Source organism: Actinomycetospora sp., from assembly GCF_036497585.1.
Lineage (GTDB): Bacteria > Actinomycetota > Actinomycetes > Mycobacteriales > Pseudonocardiaceae > Actinomycetospora.
The window spans coordinates 1-22880 of sequence record NZ_DASXJD010000043.1 but is presented as its reverse complement, the minus strand read 5'-3'; the positions used below and the strand labels follow the sequence as shown (position 1 = coordinate 22880).

At 74.1% G+C, this 22880-nt stretch carries 21 protein-coding genes; 5 read left to right on the top strand and 16 right to left on the bottom strand.

Annotated elements, in window-relative coordinates; all coding sequences use genetic code 11:
- Positions 1 to 19: 19 nt before the first annotated feature.
- From efeB to mfd, 8 genes are all read right to left on the bottom strand, one after another.
- Positions 20 to 1267 (bottom strand): iron uptake transporter deferrochelatase/peroxidase subunit, encoded by a 1248-nt coding sequence (efeB, locus tag VGH76_RS04195; RefSeq protein ID WP_331555357.1) that lies wholly within the window; start codon positions 1265 to 1267, stop codon positions 20 to 22.
- On the bottom strand, positions 1264 to 2442 hold the full coding sequence (gene efeO, locus VGH76_RS04190; protein WP_331555356.1) for an iron uptake system protein EfeO: 1179 nt from the start codon (positions 2440 to 2442) through the stop codon (positions 1264 to 1266). The genes efeB and efeO overlap by 4 nt, the downstream gene beginning before the upstream one ends.
- A gap of 77 nt (positions 2443 to 2519) precedes the next feature.
- Positions 2520 to 3365, bottom strand: coding sequence for an iron uptake transporter permease EfeU (gene efeU, locus VGH76_RS04185; protein ID WP_331555355.1), 846 nt, complete (start codon positions 3363 to 3365; stop codon positions 2520 to 2522).
- Between the two features lie 157 nt (positions 3366 to 3522).
- A complete protein-coding gene (locus VGH76_RS04180) occupies positions 3523 to 4434 on the bottom strand; it encodes a MazG family protein (RefSeq protein ID WP_331555354.1) in 912 nt (303 codons plus the stop codon).
- Entirely contained in the window at positions 4431 to 4664 is a 234-nt protein-coding gene (locus VGH76_RS04175) for a hypothetical protein (RefSeq protein ID WP_331555353.1), read from the bottom strand. Before VGH76_RS04175 ends, VGH76_RS04180 begins: the two co-directional genes overlap by 4 nt.
- Positions 4661 to 5530: a hypothetical protein gene (locus tag VGH76_RS04170; RefSeq protein WP_331555352.1), complete on the bottom strand. Its 870-nt coding sequence runs from the start codon at positions 5528 to 5530 to the stop codon at positions 4661 to 4663. The genes VGH76_RS04175 and VGH76_RS04170 overlap by 4 nt, the downstream gene beginning before the upstream one ends.
- A gap of 42 nt (positions 5531 to 5572) precedes the next feature.
- Positions 5573 to 6541 carry an asparaginase gene (locus VGH76_RS04165; protein ID WP_331555351.1) on the bottom strand — a complete coding sequence of 323 codons (969 nt, stop codon included), beginning with the start codon at positions 6539 to 6541 and terminating at the stop codon, positions 5573 to 5575.
- 320 nt (positions 6542 to 6861) lie between these two features.
- Positions 6862 to 10584, bottom strand: a complete 3723-nt coding sequence (mfd, locus tag VGH76_RS04160) for a transcription-repair coupling factor (RefSeq protein ID WP_331555350.1) — start codon at positions 10582 to 10584, stop codon at positions 6862 to 6864.
- Between the two features lie 366 nt (positions 10585 to 10950).
- Here mfd and VGH76_RS04155 point away from each other — a divergent pair, with 366 nt between their 5' ends.
- Together VGH76_RS04155 and VGH76_RS04150 are read left to right on the top strand one after the other, a co-directional pair.
- Entirely contained in the window at positions 10951 to 12210 is a 1260-nt protein-coding gene (locus VGH76_RS04155; RefSeq protein ID WP_414637665.1) for an MFS transporter, read from the top strand.
- On the top strand, positions 12207 to 12767 hold the full coding sequence (locus tag VGH76_RS04150; RefSeq protein WP_331555348.1) for a DUF2771 family protein: 561 nt from the start codon (positions 12207 to 12209) through the stop codon (positions 12765 to 12767). Before VGH76_RS04155 ends, VGH76_RS04150 begins: the two co-directional genes overlap by 4 nt.
- Before the next feature lie 12 nt (positions 12768 to 12779).
- Here the strand turns inward: VGH76_RS04150 and VGH76_RS04145 are convergent, their stop codons facing one another.
- Together VGH76_RS04145 and VGH76_RS04140 are read right to left on the bottom strand one after the other, a co-directional pair.
- Positions 12780 to 13166: a cold-shock protein gene (locus VGH76_RS04145; protein ID WP_169182663.1), complete on the bottom strand. Its 387-nt coding sequence runs from the start codon at positions 13164 to 13166 to the stop codon at positions 12780 to 12782.
- 134 nt (positions 13167 to 13300) lie between these two features.
- Positions 13301 to 14983 (bottom strand): AMP-binding protein, encoded by a 1683-nt coding sequence (locus VGH76_RS04140; RefSeq protein ID WP_331555347.1) that lies wholly within the window; start codon positions 14981 to 14983, stop codon positions 13301 to 13303.
- A gap of 130 nt (positions 14984 to 15113) precedes the next feature.
- On the opposite strand from VGH76_RS04140, the gene VGH76_RS04135 reads away from it, so the two are divergent.
- Both VGH76_RS04135 and VGH76_RS04130 read left to right on the top strand, forming a co-directional pair.
- On the top strand, positions 15114 to 16352 hold the full coding sequence (locus VGH76_RS04135; protein WP_331555346.1) for an AMP nucleosidase: 1239 nt from the start codon (positions 15114 to 15116) through the stop codon (positions 16350 to 16352).
- 161 nt (positions 16353 to 16513) lie between these two features.
- Entirely contained in the window at positions 16514 to 16870 is a 357-nt protein-coding gene (locus VGH76_RS04130) for a helix-turn-helix transcriptional regulator (protein ID WP_331555345.1), read from the top strand.
- A 70-nt stretch (positions 16871 to 16940) separates the two neighbouring features.
- Here VGH76_RS04130 and VGH76_RS04125 read toward each other — a convergent pair whose 3' ends face one another.
- From VGH76_RS04125 to VGH76_RS04100, 6 genes are all read right to left on the bottom strand, one after another.
- A complete protein-coding gene (locus VGH76_RS04125; protein WP_331555344.1) occupies positions 16941 to 17528 on the bottom strand; it encodes an ATP-dependent Clp protease proteolytic subunit in 588 nt (195 codons plus the stop codon).
- Positions 17525 to 18136: an ATP-dependent Clp protease proteolytic subunit gene (locus tag VGH76_RS04120; RefSeq protein ID WP_331555342.1), complete on the bottom strand. Its 612-nt coding sequence runs from the start codon at positions 18134 to 18136 to the stop codon at positions 17525 to 17527. Before VGH76_RS04120 ends, VGH76_RS04125 begins: the two co-directional genes overlap by 4 nt.
- A gap of 181 nt (positions 18137 to 18317) precedes the next feature.
- Positions 18318 to 19406 (bottom strand): sulfate/molybdate ABC transporter ATP-binding protein, encoded by a 1089-nt coding sequence (locus VGH76_RS04115; RefSeq protein WP_331555341.1) that lies wholly within the window; start codon positions 19404 to 19406, stop codon positions 18318 to 18320.
- Positions 19403 to 20176: an ABC transporter permease gene (locus tag VGH76_RS04110; protein ID WP_331555340.1), complete on the bottom strand. Its 774-nt coding sequence runs from the start codon at positions 20174 to 20176 to the stop codon at positions 19403 to 19405. The genes VGH76_RS04115 and VGH76_RS04110 overlap by 4 nt, the downstream gene beginning before the upstream one ends.
- The gene (gene modA, locus VGH76_RS04105; protein WP_331555339.1) at positions 20173 to 20985 is read right to left on the bottom strand and encodes a molybdate ABC transporter substrate-binding protein; all 813 of its coding nucleotides are present in this window, start codon (positions 20983 to 20985) and stop codon (positions 20173 to 20175) included. The genes VGH76_RS04110 and modA overlap by 4 nt, the downstream gene beginning before the upstream one ends.
- Entirely contained in the window at positions 20982 to 21386 is a 405-nt protein-coding gene (locus VGH76_RS04100; protein WP_331555338.1) for a TOBE domain-containing protein, read from the bottom strand. The genes modA and VGH76_RS04100 overlap by 4 nt, the downstream gene beginning before the upstream one ends.
- Positions 21387 to 21525: 139 nt before the next feature.
- Between VGH76_RS04100 and VGH76_RS04095 the strand changes: the two genes are divergently transcribed.
- Positions 21526 to 22728 (top strand): acyl-CoA dehydrogenase family protein, encoded by a 1203-nt coding sequence (locus VGH76_RS04095; protein ID WP_331555337.1) that lies wholly within the window; start codon positions 21526 to 21528, stop codon positions 22726 to 22728.
- The last annotated feature ends 152 nt before the right edge of the window (positions 22729 to 22880 follow it).

Genomic DNA, 22880 nt, shown 5'->3' with positions numbered 1-22880 from the left:
GCCGGCGTGTGAGGACCGCCTACCCCTCGAGCAGCGCCCGCCCCCAGTAGTCCCCGGTGTTGCCCGGCGCGACCCCCGGCGGGCAGGCGAACAGCGCCGAGGAGGTGTGCTGGATGTACTCGTTGAGCGCGTCGTGCGCCCCCAGCTGCGTCTGCAGCCGCACGAACTGCGACGGCGAGCGCATGAAGGCGATGAAGAAGAGCCCCGCGTCGAGCATCCCGGTCCGCACGTCCACCCCGTCGGTGTAGGAGTAGCTGCGTCGCAGGATCGCCGTCCCGCCGTTGTTCTCCGGGGCGGCGAGGCGGATGTGCGCGTCGAGCGGGATCGCGGGCGTCCCGCCGGCGAGGGTCGCGTGGAAGTCGGGCGGGGTGAACTCGTCGCCGCCGGAGAGTGGTCCACCGCTCGCCTTCGCCCGACCGAAGACGTTCTCCTGGTCCGAGAGGACGTCCCGGTCCCAGGTCTCGATGATCATGCGGATGCGCCGCGAGACGAGGAAGCTCCCGTCGGCCATCCACGACGCCGGACCGGGCACGTCACCGGGCGCCACCCACACCGACCGCGTCATCGCCGCCGGGTCCTCGACCTTGAGGTTGCGGGTGCCGTCCTTGAAGCCCATGAGGTTGCGGGCGGTCGCCTGCGCCGTCGAGGTCGACGACGTCCGCCCGAACCCGAGCTGGGTCCACCGGGTGACGACGGTGCCGCGCCCGAGCCGGGCGAGGTTGCGCACGGCGTGGAAGGCGACCTGGGGGTCCTCGGAGCAGGCCTGGACGCAGATGTCGCCCGCGGACTTCGTCGGGTCCAGGAAGTCCCCCGGGAGGGCGGGGAGCGTGGCGAGCTCGGTCGGGCGCTTCGCGGCCAGCCCGAAGCGGGCGTCGAAGAGGCCCGGGCCGAACCCCACCGTGACCGTCAGGTTCCCGGGCGCGAGCCCGATGGCCTCCCCGGTGTCGGCCGGAGGGCTCTGCTGCTCGTCGTTGGACCCCGGGACGGGCTGCCCGAGGGTCATCGCCTCCGCGGCCGCCGTCCAGGAGGTGAGCATGGCGACGAGGTCGGCGCGGGTCGTGCCGGGAGCGACGTCGAACGCCGCGAAGGCGAGCCGGTCCTGGGCCGCGGTGTCGATCCCTGCCTGGTACGTGCCCCGGAACGGGACGGTCTGCGGCGGCGGGGCGCTGCCCTCGGTCGCACAGCCCGCGAGCACGCCACCGGCCACGCCGGCCCCGGCGAGGAGACCGGCGTGCCCGAGGAGGGAGCGTCGGGAGATCCTCGTCATGCGACCTTTCCGGAGACCTGCGACAGCGGTTCGGCGAGCGCGTTGACGCGGTCGGCGAGCACGCGGCGCTGGGCGTCGTTCACCGTCGAGTAGTCGACATAGGCCGGGACGCCGGGGGCCGCCTCGCCGGTGCGGAACGGCGCCAGCTCGTCGGTGATGCCGGTGAAGCGGGCCTGGAGCTGGGTCGCCAGCGCCGCGTCCTTGGTCTGCAGCGACGGCTCGAGCAGCTCGAACGCCTTCTGGGCGCCGGCGATGTTGGCGTCGAAGTCGGAGAGGTCGGTGTGGGAGTAGGCGTCCTCCTCACCGGTGACCTTCGAGGTCGAGACCTCGGTCAGCAGCTCGCTCGCGCCGTTCGCCAGCTGCGCGGGCTGGTAGTCGGCGGTCCCGACGAGGGTCTGCAGCTTCGCGACGTCGGCGTCGAGCTTGTCGGCGATCGGGGCCACGCCCGCGGTCGTGTGGCTCACCCACAGCGCCTGCTCGAGGCGGTGGAACCCGGTCCACTCGGCCCCGGGCTCGACGTCGGCGACGCGCTGGTCGATCGCCGGGTCGAGGTCCCCGAAGCTCTCGGCCACGGGCTCGATCGTCTCGTAGTGGTAGCGGGCGGGCGTGTAGACCTTCTGGGCGGTCGCGACGTCGCCCGCGCGCACCGCGTCGGTGAACTGCTTCGTCGCGGGCACCAGGGCCGCGACCTCGCCGACCACGTACTGCTTGTAGCCCGCCGTCGCGGACGCCAGCGAGGCGTCGGCGGGGGCCTGGGACTGGGCGCCCTGGCCGGTCACGGTGAACTGCGCGGTGTCCTGCGCCGCCCCCGGGCAGTAGACCGTGTACTGGCCCGGGTCGAGGCGCAGCGAGAAGTCACCCGAGAGTCCCGGGGTGATGTTCTCCTTCTCGCCGAGGATCCGGCTGTCCTTCTGGATCTCGCCCTCGGTGACCTTGGCCGACCCGGAGCTGGTCACGGTGAAGTCGACCGGACCGGCGGCGACCGAGGCCGGCTGGGGGGCGCAGCCCTGGTCGGTGAGGGTGAGTGTGACCTCGGCGCCCTGGGCGGCCTGGTCGGACCCGCCGGAGGAGCAGGCCGCCATCAGCCCGGCGGTGACCACGGCGACGGCGAGGGCACCGACCACGGCGGTGCCGCGACGACGGGGCCGCGCCGGGAGGGGCGAGACGGGGGACACGGGCGGGGATCCTCTCGGGCGGCACTCCGGGCAGACGGGTCCTCGCGAACCCGGGCGCAGGGGTGGGTTGCGGAAGGTCAGGCGGACGCGCAGGCGGCGGCCGACGCGGCGGAGCGCGACGGCCGGCGCACGGGCCAGAGGACGAAGACGAGCATCGGCACCAGGTAGACGAACCAGGCGACGACCTCGACGAGCGTCGGCTGCGGCTGGATGCCGAGCACGCCGGTGAGCAGCGAGGAGAGCGGGGTGCCGGGCTGCACGATCGCGGAGAGGTCGGCGACCTGGGTCTGGCCGACGTCGAGCCAGCCCGCCTCGTGGGCGGTGTGGACGGCGCTGACGAACAGGCCCGCGGCTACGAGCACGAGGAACACCGCGGTGACGGTGAAGAAGCGTGCGAGGTCGATGTGGACCGAGCCGCGGTAGATGCCGTAGCCGAGGGCCACGGCGACGAGGACGCCGAGCGCGGCACCGCCCCCGGCGGCCGCCGGGCTCGTCGAGGACTGGAACGCCGCGAGCAGGAAGACCGTGGTCTCGAAGCCCTCGCGCAGCACCGCGAGGAACGCCATTGCCACGAGGGCCCAGGTCGAGCCCCTGGCGAGTGCGGACTCGGCGGCCCGCTCCAGCTCACCGCGCATCGACCGGGCGTGCTTGCGCATCCACACGATCATGTAGGTGATCATCCCGACGGCGACGAGGCCGATGACCGTCTCCAGCCCCTCCTGCTCCCGCTGGGGCAGGTCGGCGGAGACCACCTCGAGGACGACGGCGACGACGACGCAGATGAGCACGGCGAGCCCCACGCCCGCCCACATCGGGCGCAGCGCCGCGGAGTCGCCACGCCGGCGGAGGAACCCGGCGACGATGCCGACGATGAGGGCGGCCTCCAGCCCCTCCCGGAGCCCGATCACGAACGTCGCCAGCACCGCCGCGCCTCCTCCTCGGTCCGCGGGGCCGGGTGACCTCCGCGCTTCGCGGCAGTCTTAGGTTTGCCTCACCTTCACGTCAAGCGTCGAGGAGAGGAAGACGCATGACTTTCGGTGCCCCGGCCGGGTGATGGCGCCCCGAACCGGGAGGATTCGGTCACTCCCAGTACGTTCGCCAGTCCTCGGCCGTGGTGCGCCGGGGCGTTCCGTCCGCAGGTGTGGGCAGCCTTGCCTCCACGGCACGGAGGTGCTCGCCGAGCGCGGTCGCCGCGGCGCGGAGCTCGCCCTCGGGGTCCCCACCGGCGAGGTACGACGCGACGACGGCGGCCGGCGGCCCGTCGGGGACCGCCGCGCCGAGGAGCTCCGGGGGCACTCCGGCGCGCGTCGCGCGGCTGACGTACTTGGCGAGCAGCGCGGCGGCGGGCTGCGCGAGCGCGACGCCGTCGAGCACCGAGTTCCGTCGCTTCTCGGTGGCCTTGAGCTCCTCCCAGCGCACGTCCTGGTCGGTCGCGGTCACCACGCCGGACTCCTCGGCGAACACGTGGGGGTGGCGGCCGACGAGCTTCGCGACCAGCTCGGCGGCCACGTCGTCGACGTCGAAGCCGTGCGGCGACTCCGCGGCGACCCGCGCGTGGAAGAGCACCTGGAGCAGCACGTCGCCGAGCTCCTCGCGGGTCGCCGCGGTGTCCCCGGCGGCCAGCGCGTCGTAGAGCTCGTAGGTCTCCTCGACCAGGTAGCGCAGCAGGCTCTCGTGGGTCTGCTCGGCGTCCCAGGGACAGCCGCCGGGCGAGCGGAGCCGGTCCATCACCGCGACCGCCTCGAGCAGCTCCGCGCCGGCGGGTGCGTGCGGGTCGAGGCCGGGGACGAGCAGCACCGCGCCGGCGGGGACGTCGTCGGCGGGGCCCGCGGGCACGGCGCCGAGCTCGTCGGCGAAGCGGGCGGCGAGGGCGGGGGGCAGCGCCGGGTCGAGCAGGACGACGGGGGCCGTGGCGACGAGGCGCACGGCGCCGGCCGGCAGGACCGCCCCCAGCCGGGGGTCGACGGTGACCGGGGTCGGCGGGGCGCTCACGGGGCCGGGACCGGGGCCGGGGTGGGCACCGGGGCCGGGACGGGGGCCGCGGCGGCCGGCGACTGCGGCGGGACCGGCACCGAGACCTGCAGCGGCGTGATCGTGCCCGCGTCCGCCGCGGTCGGCGCCACCCGCTCCTGGGTCGGGTCCCAGACCCCGTAGCGGGGGTTGACCCGGACACCGAGCTGCACCGCGACCGGCTGGACCGCGCGCAGGCCGAACTGGATCATGAGGCGGCGTCGACGAGCGCGGCGGGGACCGCGTCGGCGGCCGGCGGCGGGGCCGCGGTGTCCCGGTCGCGGACTCGGACGACGGTCCACGCCTGGGTCGGCGGGTCCGGAGCCGGTCGGCCCGGTGACCCGGGCGGAGGCCCGGAGATGCTCACGGTGCGATCGGGCAGGCCGAAGACCAGCGACGAGGCGGTCCGCACCCGCGCGGCGGGGTTCACCGTGCCGGGGCGCAGGGTCGTGCCGATCACCGTCGCGTCCGGCGGGAGGGCGGCGAGCACCCCCGTGCCCGGGTCGGCCGCGAGTCGGGCCGCGGCCTGCTGCGCGTCGGCCCGCGACCCGAAGGTCCCGATGTCGACCGTCACCGCCAGGCGGTCGAACTCGCGGCGCCCGATCTCGGCGACGGCGATCTGGTCGGCGATGAGCTCGCGCAGCGTGGCCGGGTCGTAGCCCGACCCCGCCGCGGCCGCCGGCCCGCCGGCGGCGGCGACCTGCGCGTCGACCTGGGTCGGCGGCACCACGACGCCCTCCCGGCGGCTCGCCTCGGCGATCACCTCGTGGAGCACCGCGGTGCTCAGCAGCTCGCGACTCTCGTCGGCGAGGGTCGCGGGGTCCAGCGGGGCGCCGCCCGGCGTGCCGGACTGCGCGGCGAGGGCCTGCCCGAGGTCGGGCGCCGCGGCGCGGACGCGCGTGGTGAGCAGGTCCGTCGTCACCACCCGGTCCCCGACGACGGCCGCCACCCCCGGCCCGGGCACCGGGGCGGCGTGCTCGGTGCCCGCCGAGGAGCAGGAGGACAGGACGCCGAGAGCGGTCAGCCCGGCGAGGAGTGCGGGGACGAGACGACGGCGCGGCCGTGGGCACCCGGTCACCGCGCCACCTTCTCACGGGCTCCCGCGGCCCCTCCGAGGTGCTCAGGAGGGCGTGACGCCGACCCGCGCGGTCCACGCCCGGGCGGCCCCGAGCGGGTCGTCGGGCGCCGTCGCGAGCGCCACCGCGAGCAGCATCCGCGTCTGCCAGGGCGAGAGGTCGCCGGCGAAGAGCGCTCCCGCCCGCGCCAGCTCCGCGCCGCCGCCGGCGTAGAGCCCCTCCACCGGGCCGGCCCCGGTCCGGCTCGCGACCGCCACCGGCACCCCGCGTCCGAGCAGCTCCGTCGCAGCGGCGACGACGGCGGGGGTGGCGTTGCCCGCGCCGAACCCCGCGACGACCACCCCGCGGGCCCCGGCCGCCACCGCGGCGTCGAGGGCGTGAGCGTCCGCGCCGACGTACTGGGCGACGACGTCGACGCGCGGCAGCGTGTCGGGCGGGTCGCCGAGGGACGCGTCGGGGGCGACGGCGTGCTCGCGGACGCCCGCCTCGTCCACCTCGGCCAGCGGGCCGCGTCCTGGGGCGGCGAAGGCGGTCAGGGCGGCGGCGTGGACCTTGCGGACGCCGATCGCGGGCAGCACCTGCCCGGCGAAGGTCACCGTCACGCCGGGTCGACCGTGGGCGGCCCAGCGCAGGGCGGCCCCGAGGTTGCCGCGTCCGTCGGGCGCGGGGTCGTCGACGGGGCGCTGGGCGCCGGTGATCGTCACCGGGATGGTGCGGTCGTGGGTGAGCGCGAGCAGCGCGGCGGTCTCCTCGAGGGTGTCCGTGCCGTGGGTGACGACGACGCCGTCGTGCCCGGCCGCCGCCTCGCGCACCGTGCGGGCGAGGGCGGCGAGGTCGTCGAGCCCCGCGGCGAAGGACAGCCGGCCGGCCACGTCCGTCGTCGTGACCTCGGCCCCCGGCGGGACCGGGGCCGAGGCGAGCAGCTCGGCCGCGTCCACCGCGACGGCGCGGCCGTCCGCCGTCGCGCGGGTCGCGATCGTGCCTCCGGTGGCGAGCAGGGCGAGTCGCGTCACGCCCGGCACCCTAGGGGCGTCACCCGCGCGTGAACGCCCGCCGAACGCGGGTACGCCCCTGGGTGCACGCGAGGCCCCGGACGCCGAGTTCTGCGAGATCGGCTACGGGTCCGGGTTCCGGCCGTTCGCCTGAGCCGCGACGGGTGGACGGCGCCGGCCTGGCGTCTGGCGCCAGAAGGAGGGGAGCACGCCGATAGGGTGCCGTTGCTGTCGCCGGCGCGGCCCGGCCGTTGCGGGTGAACGGCGCCGTCCCGGCATCTGACGCCAGAAGAAGGGGAGCACGCCGATAGGGTGCCGTTGCTGTCACCGGCAGCCCCCGGTCAGGCCCCCGCCGGGACCTCGTCCGGGCTCGACGCCGCCGATCGCTCGCCGTACAGCGCGACGAACAACTGCTCGCACCAGGCCAGCAGCTCGAGGTCGCGCAGCGGCGGGGCACCCATCTTGACCGGGCCCCGCTGCCCGCCGGCCCCGGACTGGCCCTCGGTCGGCTTGGGCAGGGAGAGGGTCTGCGACGCCGCCTTGAGCTGGGCCCGGGGGTGCAGCCGCTTGAGCCGCATCTGCGCCGACTCGGGCAGGTCGACCGGCGCGAACCGGATGAGGTTGCCCTGCCCGGCGACCTCGGTGATGCCGTAGCGCCGGCACGCGTGCCGGAACGCGGCGACGGCGAGCAGGTTCGTCACCGGTGTCGGCGGCTCGCCGTAGCGGTCGACCAGTTCCTCGCGCACCGCGTCGAGCGCCGGGCCGTCGGCGGCCTCGGCGATCTTGCGGTAGACATCGAGGCGCAGCCGCTCGGTGTCGACGTAGTCATGCGGCACGTGGGCGTCGATCGGGAGGTCGACGCGGACCTCCGCCATCGGCTCCTCGCCGTCCGTGCCCGCGCCGGTGTGCGCCTTGAACGCCTCCACGGCCTCGCCGACGAGGCGCACGTACAGGTCGAACCCGACGCCCGCGATGTGGCCGGACTGCTCGGCGCCGAGGATGTTGCCCGCGCCCCGGATCTCGAGGTCCTTCATCGCGACCGCGGTGCCCGCGCCGAGCTCGGAGTGCTGCGCGATGGTGGCCAGCCGCTCGTGCGAGGTCTCGGTCAGCGGCTTGTCGTTCGGGTAGAGGAAGTACGCGTAGCCGCGCTCCCGGCCACGCCCGACCCGGCCGCGCAGCTGGTGGAGCTGGGACAGGCCCAGCGCGTCCGAGCGCTCCACGATCAGCGTGTTGGCGTTGGAGATGTCCAGGCCGTTCTCGACGATCGTCGTGCACACCAGGACGTCGTGCTCACGCTCCCAGAACTCGCCGACGGTGCGCTCGAGCCGCTCCTCGGGCATCTGCCCGTGGGCGGTGGCGATGCGCGCCTCGGGCACGAGCCGGCGGAGCTTGGCTGCAGCGTCGTCGATCGAGGCCACCCGGTTGTGGATGTAGAAGACCTGACCGTCGCGCAGCAGCTCGCGGCGGATCGCGGCCGCCACCTGCTTCTCGTCGTAGGCGCCGACGTAGGTCAGCGTGGGGTGCCGCTCCTCGGGCGGGGTGAGGATCGTCGACAGCTCGCGGATGCCGGCGAGGCTCATCTCCAGCGTGCGCGGGATCGGCGTCGCGGACATCGAGAGCATGTCCACGTGGGCGCGCAGCCCGGTGATGTGCTCCTTGTGCTCGACACCGAAGCGCTGCTCCTCGTCGATGACGACGAGGCCGAGGTCCTTCCACGTGACCCCGGTCTGCAGCAGACGGTGGGTCCCGACGACGACGTCGACGCTCCCGTCGGCCAGCCCGCGGATCGTCGCGTCCGCCTCCTTGCCCGGCGTGAACCGCGAGAGGCCCTTGACCGTCACCGGGAAGTTGCGCATGCGCTCGGTGAACGTCTGCAGGTGCTGCTGGGCCAGCAACGTCGTCGGGACCAGGACCGCGACCTGCTTGCCGTCCTGCACCGCCTTGAACGCCGCCCGCACCGAGATCTCGGTCTTGCCGTAGCCGACGTCGCCGGAGACGACGCGGTCCATCGGGACCGCCTTCTCCATGTCGGCCTTGACCTCGTCGATCGCCGAGGCCTGGTCCGGCGTCTCGGTGTAGGGGAACGCGTCCTCCATCTCGCGCTGCCACGGGGTGTCGGGGGCGAACGCGTGTCCCGGCGCCGCCTGCCGGGCGGCGTACAGCTGCACCAGGCTCGCGGCGATGTCGCGCACCGCCTTGCGGGCCTTCGACTTGGTCTTCGACCAGTCCGAACCGCCGAGCTTGTTCAGCGTGGGCAGCTCGCCACCGACGTAGCGGCTGACCTGGTCGAGCTGGTCGGTGGGCACGAAGAGCCGGTCGCTCGCCTGGCCGCGCTTGGAGCTCGCGTACTCCAGCACGAGGTACTCGCGGGTGGTCGCGGCCCGGCCCGTACCGGTGGTCCGCTGGGTCATGTCGACGAACTTGCCGATGCCGTGCTGGGCGTGGACGACGTAGTCACCGGCCTGCAGCGTCAGCGGGTCGACCGCGTTGCGGCGCTTGACCGCGGCGCGCTTGGTGGGGGTGGACCCGGTGCCGGCGCGGGAGCCGGTGAGGTCGGCCTCGGTGAGCAGCACCAGCCGACTCTCGGGGGCGACGAACCCGTCGCCGAGCTGCCCGCGGGCGACCGCAATGGTGCCGGGCTTCGGCGAGGCGCGGTCGGCGTCGGCGAGCTGGACGACGGGCACGTCCTCGCCGACGAACTCGCGGAGCTGCTCGACGGCGCGCTGGGCGGTGCCGGTGGCGGGGACGACGACGAGCGCCGCGCCGCCCGCGGCCGCGTGGGCCCGCAGGTCGACGGCGGCCTTCTCCCAGTCGCCGCGGTAGGACTCGACCCCGGTGAGCCCGGTGCGCACCACCCGGACCCCGTCGCGGGTGTGGGAGTCGTCCTCGATCTCGGGGTCGGTGGCGAGGCTGGAGAGCGTCCACCAGGGGTGCCCGGCGGCGTGGGCGGCGGACCGGACGGCGTCGATGTCGCGGTAGGCCGACGCGCCGAGGTCGATGGGCGCGCGGCCCTGCGTGGAGTCGGCCGCGACGAGCCAGCTCGCCTCGAGGAACTCCTGACCGGTGCGCACCAGGTCGGCCGCGCGGCGCTCGACGCGCTCCGGGTGGCAGACGACGACGTGCCCGCCCTCGGGCAGCAACTGCGGGAGGGTGACGAGGTCGCCCGGCAGCAGCGCGGGGATCAGCGACTCCATCCCCTCGGTGGGGATGCCGGCCGCGACCTTGCCCAGGAGCTCCGCGAGCGCCTGCTCCCCGCCGAAGGACCCGGTGGCCACGTGTTCGCGGGAGAGCTGCGCGGCGCGCTCCCGGACGTCGGCGGTGAGCAGCAGCTCGCGACAGGGCGGCGCGACGACCTCGCTCGGGCGGGCGCCCGCGGCGTCGGGCAGTGAGCGCTGGTCGGCCACCGAGAAGCAGCGCAGCTCCGAGACCTCGTCGCCCCAGAACTCGATGCGCACCGGCGACTCGGCCGTGGGCGGGAAGAGGTCGACGATCCCGCCACGCACCGCGAACTCGCCGCGCTTCTCGACCATCTCCACGCGCGCGTAGGCGAGGTCGACCAGGCGCTCGGCCAGCGTCTCCAGCTCGATCTCGGTGCCCTCGCGCAGGACGACGGGCTCGAGGTCGCCCAGCCCCGGCACCAGCGGCTGGATGAGGCTGCGGGTCGCGGTGGTGACGACGTGCAGCCGGCCGCGCGGGTCGAGCTCCGGGTGGGCCAGGCGGCGCAGGATCGCGACGCGGCGGCCCACCGTGTCGGCCCGCGGCGAGAGCCGCTCGTGCGGCAGGGTCTCCCAGCTCGGGAAGTAGGCGACCGTGTCCTCGCCGAGGAGGTCACCGGTCGCGGTGGCCAGCTCCTCGGCCTCGCGCTCGGTGGCGCAGACGACGAGCGCGGTGCGCCCGGCGCCGCCGTCGTCACCACCCGGGTCCGCCGCCAGCGCGGCCGCCAGCAGCGGGCGCAGCGCCGTCGGGCCCTCGACGGCGGCGTCCCGACCCGCGGCGTCGACGACCGAGCGCAGACCGGGGTCGGCCAGGAGAGCCGAGGCGAGACCCGACAGGGGGGCGGACACGAGCGACGTGTCGGAGGGGGACACCAGAGCCCTTCGCAGAAGCGTGAAGCGATCGATTCCAGTTTACGAGAACGCCCTGACGGCCTCGGCCCTTCCCCGGGCGTCGTGGGCGACGATGGGGACGTGACCCGTGCCGAGCCCTCCTCCGACCCCGGCCGGCCGGGCCGTCCGGGGTGGTCGGCGGGTCGCCGGAGACGGAGCGCAGCGGAGCTCGACCAGTCGGGCCGGAGGCGGAGCGGGGACCGGGGTCCCTGGGAGCCGGAACACCGGGAACCCGACGCCGACACCTCCGAGGACCCCGGGCCGAAGAAGATCACCGTCACCCGGGTCGCCGCCTGGCGCACGCGCAACCTCACGCGAGCGGGCGTGAGCGCCTTCCACCGGGCGGCCTCGGCCGACGGGGCCGACCGGTCCGGGCTGACGGCCCTGACCTACGCGTGGATGGCGAACTACGCCTCGGACGCGACCCTCGCCATCGCCCTCGCCAACACGCTCTTCTTCTCCGCCGCCAGCGCCGAGTCCAAGGACAAGGTCGCGCTCTACCTGCTCATCACCGTGGCCCCGTTCGCGGTGATCGCGCCGGTGATCGGCCCGCTGCTCGACCGCATCCAGCGCGGTCGCCGCTGGGCCCTCGCGGCGTCGACGGCGGGCCAGGGCGCGCTCGCCGTCGTGCTCGCGCTGTTCATGGACACCTGGGCGCTCTACCCCGCGGCACTCGGGATCCTGGTGCTCTCCAAGTCCTTCGGGGTGCTCAAGGCGGCCGTCACGCCGCGGGTACTGCCACCGGGCATCACGCTGGTGACCACCAACTCCCGGCTGACGGTCTTCGGGCTCGTCGCCTCCGGGGTGTTCGGCGCGATCGGCGCGGGGGTGGCGTACCTGTTCGGCTCCCCCGGCGCCGCGTGGCTGACCGCGGTCATCTGCGGGGTGGGCGTGTGGCTGTGCCTGCGGATCCCCTCGTGGGTGGAGGTGACCGAGGGCGAGGCGGTGACCACCCTCATCCGTCGCCCCGGGACCACGCGGCGCCGCGTCCGCCGGGTGCCGATGAGCGCGCACGTGGTCACCGCGCTCTGGGCCAACGGCACCATCCGGACCCTCACCGGCTTCCTCACCCTGTTCGCCGCGTTCGTGATCAAGCACCAGACCGAGGGCACACCGGGACGCCAGCTGCTGCTGCTCGGCGTCGTCGGCGCCGCGGCCGGCGCCGGCGGCTTCCTGGGCAACGCGCTCGGCGCCCGACGACGCTTCGACCGGCCCGGGACCGTCCTGGTCACCGGCCTGGGTGCGGGCCTCGCCGCGTCGGTGGTCGCCGCCGTCCTCGTCGGGGTGGTGACGGCGGCCGTCGTCGCGCTCGTCGCGGCGACCGCGTCGGCGCTGCTCAAGGTGTGCCTCGACGCCGTCGTGCAGCGCGACATGCCCGAGGCCGCGCGCGCCTCGGCGTTCGGGCGCTCCGAGACGATCCTGCAGCTCTCCTGGGTGTTCGGCGGGGCGCTGGGGGTGCTGCTCCCGCCGACGTGGTGGCTCGGGTTCACCGTGATCAGCGGCGTCCTGGCGGTCGGTACCGTGCAGACCGTGCTCACCACGCGCGGCCGCTCGCTGATCCCGCACCGCCGGACGGCGTCGTGACGGTGTCCGACCAGGACTCCCGCCCACCGGAGCGCGACGGCGCCGGGCGGCTCGCCCGGCTCCGCCGTGTCCCGCGGTGGGTGTGGGCCGCCGTCGTCGCGATCGTGGTCGTCGTCGCCGCGGTCGTCGTCGCCCTCGTCCTGACCTCCGGGCCCGACTCCCCCGGCGCGGTCACCTTCGCCGCGGACGGGCAGACGCGAGCCGCGCAGCCCACCGTCTACTGCGACGTGCGGGTCACCGACTGCCGCAACGACCCGTCCGCCGTCGTCGCCCTCCCGCTGCCCCCGGGCACCGCGGTCGACCTCACCGTCCCCGACGCCGTCCTGGCGACGCCCTGGCAGGTCGCGTTCACCTACGTCGACGAGAACGGCGCCCAGCAGAGCGGGCGCAGCCAGGTGTTCCCGCCGAACGCCCGCGGGCAGTTCCGGCTCACCCTGCCGGACCCGCGCTGGCGGCTGCAGCGCGTGGAGGTCCAGCAGTTCGGGGCGAGCCAGACCGTGACGGCCCAGGGGAGCCTGTTCTCGACCCGCTCCACCTGGGTGCTCGTCAGCGGGTGAGCCCCGCGGCCCTCAGCCCTCGAGCTCGCGGGCGACGGCCCGGACCACCTCGGCGAGCCGCTTGGTGTTGCGGCGGTCGGGGTAGCGGCCGCGACGCAGGTCGGGCTGCACCTTCGCCTCGAGGAGCTTGATCATGTCGTCGATGAGCCCGTGGAGCTCGTCGGGCGAGCGGCGCTTGGCCTCCGCGACCGAGGGCAGCGGGTCGACGAGCCGGACCTGCAGGGCCTGCGGTCCGCGACGGCCCTCGGCGATGCCGAACTCGACGCGCTGACCGGACTTCAGCGCCTCCACCTCGCGCGGGAGCGACCCCTTCGGCACGTACACGTCGGCCCCCTCCTCCTGGGAGAGGAAGCCGAAGCCCTTCTCGGCGTCGTACCACTTGACCTTGCCGGTCGGCACCGTGCTCACCCGTTCTCTCGTCCATGAGAACGCGCCCCGGCGAGGTGCCGGAGCGCGTGCGTCCATCGTAGCCCGCGAGCGCCACCGGGAACCGGAGACGATCACGCGCCCGGATCACCTGCCAGCCGCGGCCCTCAGGCGGTCGGGCTCCCCTGCCCCAGGCCGAGGAGCTCGACGGCCTCGGCACGCATCTCGACCTTGCGGACCTTGCCCGTCACCGTCATCGGGAACTCCTCGACCACGTGCACGTAGCGGGGGATCTTGTAGTGGGCGAGCTTGCCGGTGGCGAACTCGCGAATCTGCTCGGCGGTCAGCCCGGAGACCCCGTCGCGCAGCCGGACCCACGCCATGAGCTCCTCGCCGTAGCGCTGGTCGGGGACCCCGATGACCTGCGCGTCGAGGATGTCCGGGTGGGTGTAGAGGAACTCCTCGATCTCGCGCGGGTACACGTTCTCGCCGCCGCGGATGACCATGTCCTTGATCCGGCCGGTGATGTTGACGTAGCCCTCGTCGTCCATCACCCCGAGGTCGCCGGTGTGCATCCAGCGGGCCTGGTCGATCACCTCGGCGGTCTTCTCCGGCTGGTCCCAGTAGCCCAGCATCACCGAGTAGCCGCGGGTGCAGAGCTCGCCCGGGGTGCCGCGCGGCACCGTCAGCCCGGTCTCCGGGTCGACGATCTTCGACTCGAGGTGGGGCAACGTGCGGCCGACGGTCGAGACCCGGCGGTCCAGGGAGTCGTCGGCGCGGGTCTGGGTGGAGACCGGCGAGGTCTCGGTCATGCCGTAGCAGATCGTCACCTCGGTCATGCCGAAGCGGTCGACGACCTGCTTCATCACCTCCACCGGGCACGGCGACCCGGCCATGATCCCGGTGCGCAGCGGTTCGAGGTCGTAGTCGTCGGCGTTCGGCAGCGAGAGCTCGGCGATGAACATCGTCGGGACGCCGTAGAGGCTGGTGCAGCGCTCCTCGGCGCACGCCTCGAGGGTGAGCGTCGGGTCGAACCCCGGTGCCGGGATGACCATCGTCGCGCCCGAGCTGGAGCACGCGAGGTTGCCCATGACCATGCCGAAGCAGTGGTAGAAGGGCACCGGGATGCAGACCCGGTCGACCTCGGTGTAGCCGCACAGCCGGCCGACGAAGTAGCCGTTGTTGAGGATGTTGTGGTGGGACAGCGTGGCGCCCTTGGGGAAGCCGGTGGTCCCGCTCGTGTACTGGATGTTGATCGGGTCGTCCGCGGAGAGCTGGAGCCCCCGCTCGCGGACGCGGCCGACCCCGCTGGTCCCCGTCGCTTCGCTCGCCCCGTCGCCGTCGTGGACGAACAGCGCCGCCCACTCCTCGGTGTCGGTGATGACGACGCGCTCGAGCGCCGGGCAGTTCGGCCGCACCGTCTCGATCATCTCGGCGTACATCGAGGTCTTGAACGAGCGCGCGGCGACCAGCATCCGGATGCCGGCCTGGTTGACCACGAACTCCAGCTCGTGGGTGCGGTAGGCCGGGTTGATGTTGACCAGGATCGCGCCGACCTTCGCGGTGGCGTACTGCAGCAGCGTCCACTGCGCGCAGTTCGGGGCCCAGATCCCGACGCGCTCGCCCTTCTCGATCCCGAGGTCGAGCAGCCCGACGGCCAGTGCGTCGACCTCGGCGACGAACTGGGCCCACGTGTAGCGCAGCCCCTGCGCGCGGTCGACCAGCGCTTCGCCGTCGGGGACGCGGGCCGCGGTGCGGTCGAGGTTGTCGCCGATGGTGTCCCCGAGCAGGGGCTCGTCGGAGATCCCCGAGGCGTACGAGGGCAGTGACGGGACGGCGGGCGCGCTCACCGGGGTGAACCTCCAGGCGTGACGATCGTGGTCTGCCTCACTATGCCCGCGCCGACACGTTCGGCGCACCCTCCGGTCCGCGGGGCGTCCTGGGCGGGAGGCACGCCGCGTGGCTGGCACGATCGGCCCCGTGACGGTCCAGAACTCCACGGCCGCGTCGGGCACGGCGACCACCTCCGCGGGCACCTCGACGAGCGCCGGCGTCGACGGCGCGACCCTCGCGCCGGGAGAGGTCGACGGCACCGTCGCCGGCCTCGTCGACACCCTCGCCGCGATCGACGACGACGGCTGGTACTCGACGATCGAGGTCGTGCGGCCGTGGTCGGCGGTCAACCCGCGCCTGACCGGCGAGTTCTCCCGCACCCACGCCATCCGCCGCTACCTGCACCGCGAGCTCGCCGCGCTGCTGCGCACCGGGGCCCGGATCACGGTGCGCCCGGCCCGTCCGGCGCTGGGGTTCGACGATCCCTCGTTCTTCGCCGCCCTCGACGAGGACCGCGTCGACGTGCGCTCCAAGAAGCTCTTCCTCTTCGGGCCCGAGCGGATGGGGCTCTCGGTCGACCGGCTCGGCCACTACACCGGCACCTCCGCCGAGGCGTTCCAGCGCCACGTGCTCTTCACCAACTACGCGATGCACGTGGAGGCGTTCCTGGAGCGCTATCCCGACGCGGTGGTCCCGGACCGCCACGGCGCGCAGATGCCCGCCTACCACCACCTCACCCCCGACGGCGACGGCGTCTCGCTGGTCAACATCGGGGTCGGGCCGGCGAACGCCAAGACCGCGACCGACCACGTCGCGGTGCTCCGCCCGGACACGATGCTGATGATCGGGCACTGCGGGGGCCTGCGGAACCACCAGCAGAAGGGCGACTTCGTGCTGGCCACGGGCTACCAGCGCTTCGACCACGTGCTCGACGAGGTGCTGCCGCTCAACGTCCCCGTGATCCCCAACCACCGGCTCAACACCTTCCTGCTCGAGGCGCTCGAGGGGGCGGGTGCGGAGTACCGGATAGGCACCGTGCACACCACGGACAACCGCAACTGGGAGCTCAACCAACGCACGACCCTGGCCGCCATGCAGGCGTCCCGGTCCGTGGCGGTCGACATGGAGTCAGCGACGATCGCTGCGAACGGCTTCCGCTACCGCGTCCCGAACGCGACGCTGCTCTGCGTCTCCGACAAGCCGCTGCACGGATCGCCCAAGCTCTCCGCCGGCGCGCAGCAGTTCTACGAGGCCTCGAAGCGCCAGCACCTCGGGATCGCGTTGTCCGCCCTGGACCGGGTGCGTCGCGAGCACCCGGGCGGGCTGCCGAGCCAGGAGATCCGCTCGGTCGACGAGCCGCTGTTCGGCGGGCCGTCGGACACCTGAGCGGCTCAGCGCGATCTCCGGACCGTGATCGCGACCTCGGTGGCGACACGCCCAACCGGCGCCGGGACACGCCACACGGGTCGTGATCACGGCGGTGCCCCGTCGTTCGCCGGCAGCGGAATCCCGGTCACGGAGGCCCCGGCGTCCCCTACCTTCCCCGCATGGGCGAGGTCATCCCACTCGAGAGCCGTCGTCGGAGCGCTCCCGCCCCGGCACCGCCTCCATCGCTGCGAGCGCCGGCGGAGGAGGCGGAGCCGTTGTGGCGGGAGGTCGTCGGACGGCGCCTTCGGGACCTGCGGCGGGCCCGGGGTGACCGGCTCGCCGACACCGCCCAGCGCGCCGGGATGTCCCCGCAGTACCTCTCCGAGCTCGAGCGCGGCCGCAAGGATCCGTCCAGCGAGATGCTCGCGGCCGCCGCCGGAGCCCTCGGGGTGCCACTGCGCGAGATCGTGCGGCTCGCCCACGCCGACCTCGCCCGCGGGGGCGGCCCCCGGGGTCCGGTCCTGCTCGCGGCGTAGGTGCGCTCCGCGCCGGTGAGCACTTTCCGGGGTCATAACCCCGGACAGTGCTCACCGGCGCGGAGCGCACCTACCGGAACTCGATCACCTGGTCGACGATCCCGTAATCCCGGGCCGCGGCGGCGGTGAGGACGAGGTCGCGGTCGGTGTCGTGGCGCAGGGTGTCGGTGTCCCGGCCGGTGTGCTTCGCGAGGATCGCCTCCATCTCGGCCCGCACCCGCACCACCTCGTCGGCGGCCAGGATGAGGTCGGGGATCGCGCCCCGGCCCTGGGCGGCCGGCTGGTGCAGCACCACCCGGGTGTGCGGCAGCGCCGAGCGCCGTCCGGGCGCGCCCGCCGCGAGCAGCACCGCCCCCGCGGCCACCGCCTGGCCCACGCACGTCGTGGCCACCGGGGCGCGGACGTACTGCATGGTGTCGTAGACCGCGAGCATCGCCGCGGTGTCACCGCCCTCGCAGTTGATGTACATCGAGATCTCCTGCTCCGGGGCGTCGGCCTCGAGGTGGAGCAGCTGGGCGATCAGCGCGTTGGCCACCCCGGCGTCGATGCCGGTGCCGAGGTAGACGATCCGCTCGGAGAGCAGGTGGGAGTAGACGTCGACGACGCGCTCGCCGCGCGCGTCCCGGGTGATGACGTTCGGAATCGTGTAGGTGCTCATGCCGCCACCCCCATGCCCCCGCGGAGCCGGCGGACCGGCATGACCTCGTCGAAGTCCGAGACGATCCCGTCGACGAAGCCGTAGTCCCGGGCCTGCTCGGCGGTGAACCACCGGTCGTGCAGCGAGTCCTCGAAGACCCGCTCCGGCCGTTGACCGGTGTCCTCGGCGATGAGGCCGAGCACGGTGTCGCGGGTGTGGCGCAGGTCGTTGGCCTGCACCTCCACCTCGACCGCCGATCCGCCGATGCCCGACGAGCCCTGGTGCATCAGGATCTTGGCGTGCGGGAGGGCGAACCGCTTGCCCGACGTGCCCGCCGAGAGCAGGAACTGGCCGGCGCTGCACGCGAGACCGAGCGCCAGCGTCGTGACGTCGCAGGGAATCAGGCGCATGACGTCGCGGATGGCCAGCATCGCGGGCACCGAGCCGCCCGGCGAGTGGATCCAGAGCGCGATGTCGGCCCGGTCGTTCTCCGCGGCGAGGCTGAGCAGGTGGCCGGCGAGTGCGGTGCCGTTGTCGTCGTCGAGGGCGCCGTCGAGGACGAGCACCCGGTGGCGGAGCAGGTGGGTCCGCAGCTCCGTCGAGAAGGTCCCGGAGGTCGATTCGCTCATGCGCCCACCGTCGCGCCAGGCGAGCCCGCCCCGCCACGATCTCCGCTGCGGGCAGCGCCGATCCGCTCACAGCAGCGCCACGGCCGGGGTGCGAGGGGAGGATCCGGCCGCTCTACGCCCACGAAGGCTCCCCTCGGTGCGCGATGGGGGGCGTCGGGACCGCGGTGGCGGGACCTCGGACTCAGCGCCCTGCCGGGTGCACCGTCACCTCGGCGGCCTTCACCGCGAACCACACCTGGTCGCCGGGCTCGACGCCGAGCTCGGCGACCGCCGCCGGGGTCACGTCGGCGGCGAGCCCGTCGACCCAGCCCGGCCCGCCGTCGACGGTGGCGGCGCGCAGCCGGACCAGCTCCCCGTGCGGCTCCATCGCGGCCAGCCGGACCGGCAGCGTCGTCCGGGGGGACCCGTCGGGCTTGTCGCGGAACACCGCCACCGAGGCGGGCGCGAAGAGCGCGACCGCCCGCTCGCCGTCGTCGACCGGCTCCGGGTGGGTGCCGGCGACGACGGTGCCCTCACCGGTCACCAGCCCGTCCGCCGACGACCGACCGGGCACCAGGTCGAGCCCGGCGATCCGGGCCGCGAATGCCGACCGCGGCCGGGTGAGCACCTCGGTCGTCGTCCCGGACTCGACGATGCGGCCCGCGTCGAGCACCACGATGCGGTCGGCGAGGACGACGGCGTCGAGGACGTCGTGGGTGACCATCAGCGTCGTCACCCCGGTCGCGCGCACGACCCGGCGCAGCAGCGAGCGCACCGCCGGGGTGGCGTCCACGTCGAGGGCGGCGAACGGCTCGTCGAGCAGCAGCAGCTCGGGCTCGCACGCGAGGGCCCGGGCGATCGCGACGCGCTGGGCCTGGCCCCCGGAGAGCTGCGCGGGGCGTCGACCCGCGAGCTCGGTGGCGTCGACCTCGGCGAGCCAGCGCTCGGCAGTGGCGCGCGCGACCCGCCGTCCGGCACCCGTCGAGCGCGGCCCGAAGGCGACGTTGTCGAGCGCGGACAGGTGGGGGAAGAGCAGCGCCTGCTGGCTCAGGAGCCCGACGTGGCGCCGGTGCACCGGGATCGCGACCGTCGGCGAGGTGAGGGTGCGTCCGCCGAGGACGATCTCGCCGCGGGTGGGGCGGTGCAGTCCGGCGAGCGCGCCGAGGAGGGTCGACTTGCCGGTGCCGTTGGAGCCGAGGACCGCGACGACGTCGCCGCTCGCGACCTCGAGCGAGACGTCGAGCTCGAACGAGCCCCGCACCACGGTGACGTCGACGTCGAGGCGGCTCACCGCAGGTCCCGGGTGCGGCTGACGACGATCACCACGATCGCGATGACCACCAGGACGAGTGACATCGCGACGGCGCCGTCGATGTCGTCCTGGGACTGCAGGTAGATGAGCAGGGGCAGCGTGCGCGTGGTGCCCTGGAGCGAGCCGGCGAAGGTGATCGTCGCCCCGAACTCGCCGAGCGCGCGGGCGAAGGCGAGCACGCTGCCGGACAGCAGCCCGGGCAGGACGACGGGGACGGTCACCCGCCACAGCGTCGTCACCGGGGAGGCCCCGAGGGTCGCCGCGACCGCCTCGTAGCGCTCCCCCGCCGTGCGCAGCGAGCCCTCGAGCGACACCACGAGGAACGGCATCGCGACGAAGGTCTGCGCGAGCACCACCGCCGTCGTCGAGAAGGGCACGGTGATGTCGAAGCGGTCGTAGAGGAAGCCGCCGACCGGTCCGGTCCGCCCGAGCAGGAACAGCAGCGTCAGCCCGCCGACCACCGGCGGCAGGACCAGCGGCAGCAGCACCACCGACCGGATGAACGGCAGCCCGGGCAGGTGCGAGCGGGCGAGGACGATCGCGAGCGGCCCGCCGAGGACCAGGCAGCAGACCATCGTCGCGAGCCCGGTCTTCAGCGAGAGCCACAGGGCCGCGAGCGCCGCCGGCGAGGTGACCAGACCGAAGAAGTTCGACAGGTCGACCCGGACGATCAGCCCCGCGACCGGGACCGCGACCAGCAGCCACGCCAGCGCCGCCGGCACCCACAGGACGCGGGGGACCCCGCTCACTTCGTGGTGAAACCCGCCTGCTGGAGCGCCGCCTTGCCCTGCGGCCCGGTCACGAAGCTCACCCAGGACTGCGCGAGCTGGGGATCCGCGCTGCCCGTGACCACGCCGATCGGGTAGGACTGCGTGACGCCCTGGGCGCTGGCCTGCGGGAAGTCGACGCCGGTGACCTTGCCGGCCGCGCTCTTGACGTCGGTGACATAGACGAGGCCGCCGTCGGCGTTGCCCGTCTCCACCCGGGTGAGCACACCCTTGACGTCCTGCTCCTCGCTGACCGGCTTCAGCGTCACGTTCGCGGCCTTCTCGGCGGCGACGGCGGCCGCGCCGCAGGGCACGGCGGGGGCGCAGACGACGGAGGTCACGCCGGGCTTGGTCAGGTCGGCCAGCTGGGCGACCTGCTTGGGGTTGTTCGGGGCGACCGCGATCTGCAGCTTGTTGGTCGCGTAGACGACCGGCTCGCCCTGGATCTTGCCGGCCTGCACCGCGGTCTGCATCGTCTTGGTGCTCGCGGTGGCGAGGACGTCGGCGGGGGCGCCCTGCACCACCTGCTGGGCCAGCTGGTCGGAGCCGCCGAAGTTGAACTTCACGGTGACGCCGGGATTGGCGGCCTGGAACTGCTGCGCGAGCCCCTGGTAGACCTCGGTGAGTGAGGCGGCCGCGGAGACGGTGAGCGTCTTCGGCGGGTCCTGCTGGGCCTGGTCGGACGAGCCCGACCCCCCACAGGCGGCCAGGGCCAGCCCGAGCAGGGCGGCGAGGGCCGCGACGAGGACGGCACTGCGACGCGCCGTCCGGGGGGAAGGCTGCGTGCTCACGCGGTGCCTCCAGGGGTCTCGACGATGATGTGGGTGGCCTTGACGACGGCGACCGCGAGCGAGCCCACCTCGAGGGAGAGCTCCTGCACGGCCTCGGTGCTCATGAGCGAGACGACGCGGTGCGGGCCGCACTGCATCTCCACCTGCGACATGACCTTGTCGCTCTGGATGTCCGTGACCAGCCCGACGAAGCGGTTCCGCGCGGACCGGCCGACCCCGGAGGGATCCGGGGTGGCGTGGGCCTGGGCCCGCGCGAACCCGGCCAGGTCGCCCCCCGCGATGACCTTGCGGCCGCTGGAGTCGATCTCGACGGGCAGCGCGCCGCCGTCGGTCCAGCGACGCACGGTGTCGTCGCTGACGCCGAGCAGCCGGGCTGCCTCGGCGATCCGGAATTGCGTCACGGCGGGCGAGTCTAGGGGCGCAGGTGCGGTTGCGCGCCCCGTGATCGCCGGGAATTTCCGGGGAGGTCCTCCGGGTCGAGGGGACGGCCCGCCCCGGGAGGCCTCGCGGGCGGCGCCGACCGGTGGGACGCTCCGTTGCGTGGACTTCGCACCCAGCGCCGTGGCGGACGATTACACCAAGCGCATGCGCGCCTTCCTCGACGAGTCGATCCTCCCGGCGGAGGCGGAGTACGAGTCCTGGCGTGAGGCGCGGCGCGGGACGCCGGCCGAGCACGACACACCTCCCGTGCTCGAGACGCTCAAGGCCGAGGCCCGCGAGCGCGGCCTGTGGAACCTGTTCCTGCCCTCCGAGTCCGGCCTGTCGAACCTGGAGTACGCCCCGGTCGCCGAGGTGACCGGCTGGTCGCCCGTGATCGCGCCGGAGGCGATCAACTGCCAGGCGCCCGACACCGGGAACATGGAGACGCTGCACCTGTTCGGCACCGCCGAGCAGAAGCAGGACTGGCTCGCGCCGCTGCTGGCCGGCGAGATCCGCTCGGGGTTCGCGATGACCGAGCCGGCGGTGGCCTCCTCGGACGCCACCAACATCACGACCTCGATCCGCCGCGACGGCGACGACTACGTGATCAACGGCCGGAAGTGGTGGATCTCGGGTGCGTCCGATCCCCGCTGCGCGATCTTCATCGTCATGGGCAAGACCGACCCCGACGCGTCGACCCACCGCCAGCAGTCCATGGTCCTCGTCCCGCGGGACACCCCGGGCCTGACGATCACGCGCGCGCTGCCCGTCTTCGGCTACCAGGACCAGCACGGGCACTGCGAGCTCGAGTTCTCCGACGTCCGGGTGCCGGTCTCGAACCTGCTCGGCGAGGAGGGCGGCGGGTTCGCGATCGCCCAGGCGCGCCTCGGGCCGGGCCGCATCCACCACTGCATGCGCCTGATCGGGATGGCCGAGCGCGCCCTCGACGCGATGGTGCGCCGCGCGAACGACCGGATCGCCTTCGGCAAGCCGCTGTCCGACCAGGGCGTCGTGCAGCAGCAGATCGCCGAGAGCCGCATCGAGATCGAGCAGGCCCGCCTGCTGGTGCTCAAGACCGCGTACCTCATCGACGAGGTCGGCTCGCGCGGCGCGGCGACGGAGATCGCCGCGATCAAGGTGATCTGCCCTCGGATGGCCTGCGCGGTGATCGACCGCGCGATCCAGGTGCACGGCGGGGCCGGGGTGTCCGACGACTTCCCGCTCGCCTACGCCTACGCCTGGGCGCGGGCGCTGCGCCTGGCCGACGGGCCCGACGAGGTGCACCTGCGCTCGGTCGCCCGTCAGGAGATCAAGGCCCGGTAGGTGCGCTCCGCGCTCGTGAGCACTAGCCGGGCTGCGCCCGATGCCCGAAGGCATGGGGTCGGGGGTTGAGTTGATCGTGGGGGCTCCGGCCGGCGGGATGTAGACCGTGACCGGTGGGCCGGTCCGGTGTTATGAACCGCTCGGAGCGGTTG